This is a genomic window from Micromonospora sp. U21, assembly GCF_018070045.1.
Lineage (GTDB): Bacteria > Actinomycetota > Actinomycetes > Mycobacteriales > Micromonosporaceae > Micromonospora.
The window spans coordinates 20757-28563 of the sequence record NZ_JAGPYK010000051.1 but is presented as its reverse complement, the minus strand read 5'-3'; the positions used below and the strand labels follow the sequence as shown (position 1 = coordinate 28563).

Below are 7807 nucleotides of genomic sequence, written 5' to 3'. Positions count from 1 at the left end.
GCCGCAACAACCACCCCACCCCACGCCACGACGTCCACACCGCGACCACCACGAACGCCAAGACACCGGCTACAAAGAAGACGAAGTCCGTCAATCCCCGTCCACGCCGCACAGGTTAAAAATCAAGTTAGCGATAGCAGCCAGGCTGGCGGTGTCAAGGTGAGTGTCTAACTGAGTGACTACGGGTGCGAACACCGCCGGACATAGACGCCGCGTGGGTGATCGATGCGTTTGGGCTTGTCGTCCTCGGCGGCGTAGGCGCGGGTGTGGTGGCCCGAGAGGCTTTAGTCGCCTGGACGGTTGGTGAGACGGCGCAGCGTTGCTCCGGGCTGGGGGAAGGCGAGCCGCAGGGTGTGTGCGGTGAGTCGGATGCCCCACCAGGTGAGGGCGGCGAGGTAGCCGACGATGAGGGCGCCGGTGGTGTCGTCGGTGAAGACGAGGGCGTAGCCGATGGCGAGGCCAGGTGCGGTGATGGCGCGGATCGTGCGGCTCCGGCTCATCGTGAGGGCGGTGGCCACGCCGACGAGGGCTGCGCCGATGCTGCCGGCGAAGGTGGCGATGTCGTTCGTGGAGATGGGTGTCGTGAGGGTGAGTGCTGCGCGCATGAGGTAGATGCCCGCGGTGGCGGTGATCGCGTGGGTGATGGCGGGGCGGGTCATGGCGAGCCAGGTGGGTAGTGCATCGGTAGGGATGCGGGGTGCGGTGGCGGCGATGAGGGCGGCGCAGGCTGCGAGGGGTAGGGCGGCGGCGAGGGTCCATTTCAGGTAGGGGGTGTAGTCGTATTCGACGGCGGTGCCGGTGGCGAGGCCGTAGAGCGCGGCGGTGAGGGCGCCGCAAACGGCCGCGGTGAGGTAGCCGCGTCGGATGAGGCTGCCTGTGGTGGGTTCCGGTGTTGATGCGGTGGGTGTTCCGGCGAGCAGTGTGGTGGGTGCGAGGTGCGCCACGGCGAATGCGGTGAGCATGACGAGTGCGCCGGCGGCACCGAGTTGCGGTAGTGAGGTGCGGACGCCGACGACCCAGGTGCTGTAGGTGGAGATGCGAGCGGTGAGAACGGCTTGCAGGAGCAGGGTCAGGGAACAGGCGCCGAGGAGCAGGGCGCCGGTGAGGTCGCCGACACGGAGGCGGATGCGGGGTAGGCGTGCTGCGGCTGCGGGGCCTGATTGGTGGGTGGTGGTGAGGGAGAGGGCCCCGTCAGCGAGGGCATGGGGGTGGTCGATAAGCGTAGGGGTGATGCCGGCGGCTGCGGTGAGGGCTTCGGTCAGTGCGGGGACGCCGAGGGCTGGTCTGAGGACAACGCCAGCGAGGTGCGTGTTGTCGACGTCGGCCGCGTCGAGGAGTCCGTCGACTGCGCCGGGTATCTGGTCGAGCAGGGGCTGCGCGGCGACCGTGACGTCGTCACGGGTGATGACGGCGGGTTGGCGGGGCGCGGGTAGCAGGATCGGCGCGTGGTCTTGGGTCGCGAGCAGACCCCTGGCGGCCCGGACGGATTCAAGGAGGGCACGTCCCCCGTTTGTTTCGTCGTCATTGGGCGCGGTCATCGCCGCTCGGAGCGGGTCGGAGTCGGCGGTCGCGGTCCGGACGAGTTGTTGGGCGATGAGGTGGTCGAGGCCATGGGCAAGAGTGATCTGCTGTGTCGCCAGTTCGCGGTAGCCGTCGGCGACGGTCTGCAGGACGGTGAGGGTCGCCGGTTCGCGGTCTGCCTGACATACGAGCACGCAGGTGCCTGTCGGCACGGTGACGCCGAGCATTGTGGCGTAGGCGGCGAGGGCGGCGGGTGCGGTGACCAGGGCGGGAGGTGGATATCCCGCGCGGGTTGCTGCCTCGCTGACGTGTCCGCAGCGGCGTGGTCCCCAGCTCGATGGAACGGTCAGGGTGAGCGCGGTGATCGGCCCGTTGACGTGGACGGCAGCGTGATGGGTGACGTGCCGCAGCACGGTGGCGAGTAGATCCACCGGGTCGGGTTGCGTCGCATCGGCGGCGCTGGTGGGCCGGCCGAGGAGGTCAGTTGGGTTTTCGACGAACTGATGGTCGGCCGGCAAGGACATCGCGGCGGTGGTGTCGAGACCGATGTAGATCTCGCCTGCGGGGCCGATCGCGGCGCCGGGCGGCATGACGAGGCGACCGTCGATGAGGATGGGGATTTTCAGGCCGTGGCGGCTGACGGTGGCCGCGATGGCCGACGAGCTGAGGTCGATCGATAACACGGTGCCCCCGCTTGGCATGAGGGGCAGTCTCGCCCGTGAGGGCGAGCGGGTGTCAACCGTGATCCGCCGAACGTGACTTTTTGTGCGCGGATGGTGAGAATCGTTTCGACGGGATAGCCGGAGACACTCACCCTCGTGTATTCGGAAGGTCGAGGATCAATCGCGGGGGGACAGGTGCCGCAGACGCGCCGGGGCAGAGGCGACAGGCTTGCCGAGTACGGTGCACGAGCCACCGTCCGCTTTCCACGCGATTCGCCGCCGCGCCGCGCGCGGCCGTCCCTGGGCGGGGCTGTTCGCGGTGTCATCGGTGTCGGCCTCTTCTTGGTCACCGTTCCGGCGCTGCTGTGGGCTGCGGGTGGGAACCCGCTGCGCCGGCTGCCGGCCTGGTCGCACATCCCGGACTGGTTCGCGCGTTCCAGCGGACGGTTCACCCCGGACTTCCTCATCGGTGTGGCGTTCTGGGCGATGTGGCTGCTGTGGGGCGTGTTCGCATTGCTCCTGCTGGCCGAGATTCTCGCGGCGGTGACCCGGTGGCGTATCCCGATACTCAGGCTGCCGGCCCCGTTGCACCGGCTCGTGTTCGGTTTGGCCGGGACTGCCGCGCTCGCCGTCACCCCCGCCGGCTCCCTCGACGCGGCGGCGCATCCGGATCGGCCGTCGACGCCTGCTGCTGCGGCCGAGCGCGCGGATATTCCTCGGCAAGCCGCAGCCCGTGGGCCGGCCATCATCCACGTCGCCGACCAGCGCTACCTCTACATGGTCGAGCGACACGACACCCTGTCCAAGGTTGCGAAGGAGTGGCTCGGCGACGCGGGCCGGTGGCCGGAGGTCTGCCGCCTGAACAAGCACCGCCACTTTCCTGTCGGCGGTGTCCTGCGTGACTGCGACCTCATCTACCCCGGCTGGGAGCTGCGCCTACCTGCCGACGCCCGCCCACCACAGGCCGCCCAACCAGCAACGCCCCCCACCCCTCGGTCGGGCCGGCCTGCGACACCACCCCCGTCGCCGAGTGCCGCCCCGGACCCGCCCGATCCCGCCGTGCCGCCACCCGCGCCCCAGCCATCGGCCGCCATTCCCACCACCACGCGGTCGGCGACCCCAAGCGGGTCCGTTTCGTCGCCAGCACCGCCGTCCGAGGTGTCCAACCCTGCCGCGCCGCCGCCCGTCACGCATAGCCCGACGGCGGCCTCAGCCGACCGGGGTGTGCACCTGTCGGATTCCGATTGGCTGCCCTGGTCGCTCGCCGCCGCCATCAGCGCCGCCGCGGCGATGGTGTGGCTGCAACGCCGCCGTCGATTCAACGGTGAGCCTGACGATGATCCACCAACCGATCTGCCTCCGCCGGTGATCCAGGTCCGCCGCGCCGTGGCCGCCCGCAGCCCCGAAGAGTCAGATGCGAGCAGCGACGACGGCCCGCCGCCCGCTCTCGTACCCGACCTCGGGTTACTGCCGACCGGCGGATGCGGAGTCGTCGGCGACGGCGCGCCCGCCGCCGCCCGCGCCGCCCTCGTCGCCGTGCTGGCCTCCGGCGACCCACACCACCCCAACGCCCGCGGCGAGGTCGTCATCGACGCCGCCACCATGACCACGCTGCTCGGCCCGGACGTGATGACCCTCAACCCATGGCCGCGCCTGCACATCACCGACAGCATCAACGACGCGCTCACTGTCATCGAGTCCCGGCTGTTGCACCGCAGCCGCATCCTCGATGAGCACGCCCTTACCGACTTGGACGAGCTGCGGCGGACAGTGCCCGACGAAGAAGCGCTACCACCGGTCATGCTCATCAGCGGGACCCCTCCCACCACTGCCCGCATGCGCGCCAAGGCCGCCCTCGCCCTGGGCGAAGGCCTGCACGTGTCCGCGCTGCTGCTCGGCGAATGGGCACACGGCGCCACCGTCGAGGTCGCCCCGGACGGGCACACCACGCTCCTGTCCGGGCAGTCCGCCGAACCAGTGCCGCCGCGACTGCCCGTACTCGAACCGGCCGCCGCCCTCCAGATCCTGACCACGCTCCGCGAGGCACAGACCGGCGAACCACCCGCGATCACCGCACCAGCCGCACCGGTCACGATCGTGCCCCTGCACGCCAGCCGCACCGACATCACGCCCACCGCCACGAACCCGCCTACCCCGACCGCCGTCAAACCCACTGTCGACGCCCTGTCGGGACGGGCGCGGCTGCGCGTGCTCGGCACCCCGCGCATCGAAGGCATCACCGCGGAAGGCCGGCCGCTCCGAGCCAAAGCCCTGGAACTGGCGGTGTACCTCGCCGTCCACCCAGACGGAGCCGCCACCCGCGACATCGGCGAGTACCTCGAACCCGACGCCCGCATCAGCCAAGCCGACCAACGCGTCCACACCAACGCCTCGAACCTGCGGCACGTCCTCGGCCGCGCCGGCACCGCAGAGACAAAGAACGCCTACGTCATCAAATCCGCCGGACGGTATCTACTCGACCCGGCGACCGTGGACGTCGACGTGTGGACCCTGCGCGACCTGATGCGCAGCGCCACCATCGCCACCGAGCCGCGCCGCCGCGAACTCCTCACCGCCGCCTGCGACCTCTACACCGCACCCCTCGCCGACGGCCAGGACTACGAGTGGCTACAGCCCCACCGCGAGACAGTCCGCCGCTGGGGCACCGAAGCCCACCTCCTGCTGGCCGACGACCTACTCGACACCAACCCGCAGGCCGCATCCGACCTGCTCGCCAAGGCCATCGGGCTCGACCGCTACAACGAAGCCCTCTACACCAAGGCGATGCGCGCCCGACACGCCCTCGGCGACGCCGACGGCATCCGCACCCTGCTAAGCGCCCTGACCAAAGCCCTCGCCGACCTCGACGCCGAACCGCACGAAGACACCATCGCACTCGCCACACAGCTGCGAAACAGCCCGGACGAGAACTGACCGTCTCCCGCCAGGCCGCCCCGCGAACGTTTCAAAGCCGTCCGCCCGGTCCGTTCGCTGCACCTCGTACGGCCTGCGCATCGGCACGCCCCCGTAAACGGTCGAAACCGCCACCGCGCTGGCCGCCGCCCTCCTGCTGCCGGGCCGGACCAGCTCGATCTGGCCGCCTTCGCGTGGCGGGCAGCCGGAATGATTGTGCTCGTCCTCGTTGGCCTGGGTGTCATGCGACGGCCACCGCGATCGACCTCCACTGCACGGGTCGCCTCGACCGAAGCCTGGCCGGGCCACGGTCGCAGGTCAATGAAACAAGTAGCCGATGAGCGGTCGCCCGACGCCCCATGCCGCACCAGGCGGAGCGCCCGGAACCGGGCCCTAGACCCGCACCGTGTCGGCGATCTTGGCGGCGATGGCCTCCAGTGATGACGCCTCAGTGCTCAATCCGGAACGCGCCGCAAGCAAGGGGCTGACGTCCCGGAGAGCCTCGAACGTCGTACCGTGGACAACAGGGATGACGCGGTCGGTCGCGAGCAATGCGGAGAGTTCCTTGTCAGCGACCCCCTCAGCCTCGAGGCTGGTGAACAGCGCCGGTGTCACTAGCACGATGCCGATCCGAGACTGCCTCAGCCCCTTGTCGATCTCACGGACCAACGATTTACCGAGGCCAACGTCCTTCTCGCTGAACCAGACTGTCACGTCACGGGACTCCAGCAGGTCGTGCAACTCCTGCGCGGCACCGTGCCGGTCACCCCAGGCATGGCAAAGGAAGAGGTCGCGGCGCTCAGGGTGAGACCGCGCCTGCTGCTCGGCCTCGCGGCGAACGGGCTCGAGCGTGCGCCGTTCGGCAGCTGTGTACGTCACCGAAGTCCTGCCTCCTGATCGACTCGGCGTCCCGCCGCTGGACGACCCACCTCCACTGCTCCGGTACCGGGGGACCGGTGGGGTGTAGTAGGAGGGCCGGTAGTACGATCGGGATCCACACGCAGGGCAGTTCGCGCGACCGCTCGCCGTGCGGTGGCCTTGTGCTGGCGCTGTGCAACGCATGAACCGATGGTACTGAGGGCCACCGACTCGGCTGCTCAGCGACCGCTCATGGCCGCGATGCGAGCGCCGAGACGGGCTGTCCCGCAGACAGTAAGTGTTCTACTCGTTCCACTGCCGCTCGAACTCGTCAGCCGTGATTTCCCACTCGGCCCACTCTTCGGACTCGTCGAGTTGCCCCTGCCCGAGGCCACTGAACCGGTCCTCGCGGTGAGCCGGCCCGTAACGCAGGACGGGCCCCGAGTCGTACACCTCAACCTGGCGCACCGGCCAGCCGTCCTCCGCGGTCTCGAAGTAGTACGTTGCGTAGCCCCAGATGTCGAACTCGTTGCCCCGCGATTCATTCCACCGGCGACGGAAGTAACGGCTCACCACGAAAGGCTTCTGTCCTGGCTTGGCCACGCCGTCTCCAAGCGTCGGGGCTCAGCTGCCGAGATCAATCCTCGCCGCGGTCGAGGAACAATTCAGCCAGCCGGGGCAGCCGACGCCGCATCTCGTCATCGTCATCAAAGTCGAAGTCCTCACCCATGTCGGGCTCGCGGGCCTCGTCGATGCCGACCGCAACTTGCTGGCGGGCCTTCATCGCCTCGTAGAAGGCATGGTCGTCACCCGTGACCTGCTCGTAGGCCTCGCTGGCTACGTAGTTCACCGACTCGGCGAACAGCGCACCGTCGTCTTCCTCGGCCGCCGCTTGTCGTATCACGGGATGGTCAGCCAGTGCCTCGGGGGAGGCCAGGACACGTTCGTACCACTCGCGCCCTAGCGCGATGACTCCCGCCCGGAAATCCATGAAGCTGTCGTCCGAGCATCCCCCGCCGATCAGGTACGCAGCCGCCCACACGTCCCAGCGATAGAGGGCGCCATGGAGCTGATCGAACAGCTCCTGGAACTCGAGGATGCCCTCCGGTGATGTTGCCGCCAATCGCGTCACCAGTGCCGCGGCAACGGCCTCACCGTCATCGCCGGTCCGCCCATCGAGTCCCGCCCCGGCCGACTCCACCACCGCCCAAAACTCGCCAACGTTCACGGCGCGAGAGCTTCCCACGACCAACCGACACAACTCATGCCTGTCGACCCAGGCACCGGTCGCGAGCAGCCGCTCAGGCATTCCTGACCCTGAGCATCCGCTCATGCCGCCGATCTGGCGTCACTCCTCAGTGTTATGCGACGGGCGGGTCGACTGTGCCGAGCGGTACGCGCGTGCGACCGTTGACGACGTGGCTGCCAGCTGCGGACGGGGCGGCACCCCAGACGGTCTGAATGCCGAGTTGCTCGTTCATCGCAGCGAGCTGGTACTCGTGGCGAAGGTCCGCGGCCGTGCGCACGCCGCAGACGATGACCGTGGCACTGCGGCGCAGGCAGTAGGCGGTGGTCAGGCCGGTCCAGGTGTCCACCTCGACATTGCCCCAGGCCGCCGGCATGGCGTCGCGCACGCGTGCGGCCCTGGTCGTGGCCTCGGCGGTTGGTCGCTTGTCGGCGTTCACCGCCAGCAACACGATGATCTGGTCGAACATCACCCGGGCACGGGCCACCAGGTCGCGGTGCCCCGGGGTGAACGCATCGAACGTACCGGGATAGACCGCCAACGAACCGTGTACCGGCGCCACTCCACGACCCGACGTAGCCGTCACCGCGACTCCCGCCACATGGCC

6 protein-coding genes are annotated in these 7807 nt (G+C 69.2%); 1 reads left to right on the top strand and 5 read right to left on the bottom strand.

Annotated features, from left to right (window positions below):
• Positions 1–284: 284 nt before the first annotated feature.
• Complete coding sequence (locus KBX63_RS33355) at positions 285–2222, bottom strand: hypothetical protein (RefSeq protein WP_210918288.1); 1938 nt, start codon at positions 2220–2222, stop codon at positions 285–287.
• Between the two features lie 303 nt (positions 2223–2525).
• Here KBX63_RS33355 and KBX63_RS33350 point away from each other — a divergent pair, with 303 nt between their 5' ends.
• The gene (locus tag KBX63_RS33350) at positions 2526–5117 is read left to right on the top strand and encodes a transcriptional regulator (RefSeq protein WP_247663854.1); all 2592 of its coding nucleotides are present in this window, start codon (positions 2526–2528) and stop codon (positions 5115–5117) included.
• A gap of 372 nt (positions 5118–5489) precedes the next feature.
• Here the strand turns inward: KBX63_RS33350 and KBX63_RS33345 are convergent, their stop codons facing one another.
• The 4 genes from KBX63_RS33345 to KBX63_RS33330 form a co-directional block, all read right to left on the bottom strand.
• A complete protein-coding gene (locus KBX63_RS33345) occupies positions 5490–5975 on the bottom strand; it encodes a toll/interleukin-1 receptor domain-containing protein (RefSeq protein ID WP_307871933.1) in 486 nt (161 codons plus the stop codon).
• A gap of 282 nt (positions 5976–6257) precedes the next feature.
• Positions 6258–6527, bottom strand: a complete 270-nt coding sequence (locus KBX63_RS33340; RefSeq protein ID WP_247663853.1) for a hypothetical protein — start codon at positions 6525–6527, stop codon at positions 6258–6260.
• A gap of 64 nt (positions 6528–6591) precedes the next feature.
• The gene (locus KBX63_RS33335; protein ID WP_210918281.1) at positions 6592–7182 is read right to left on the bottom strand and encodes a DUF4240 domain-containing protein; all 591 of its coding nucleotides are present in this window, start codon (positions 7180–7182) and stop codon (positions 6592–6594) included.
• Positions 7183–7315: 133 nt separating this feature from the next.
• Positions 7316–7741 carry an adenylyltransferase/cytidyltransferase family protein gene (locus tag KBX63_RS33330; RefSeq protein WP_247663851.1) on the bottom strand — a complete coding sequence of 142 codons (426 nt, stop codon included), beginning with the start codon at positions 7739–7741 and terminating at the stop codon, positions 7316–7318.
• Between the last annotated feature and the right edge of the window lie 66 nt (positions 7742–7807).

Excerpts from the sequence above, each read along its gene's own strand:
- KBX63_RS33355 (WP_210918288.1), bottom strand. The coding sequence starts at position 2,222 with ATGCCAAGCGGGGGCACCGTGTTATCGATCGACCTCAGCTCGTCGGCC.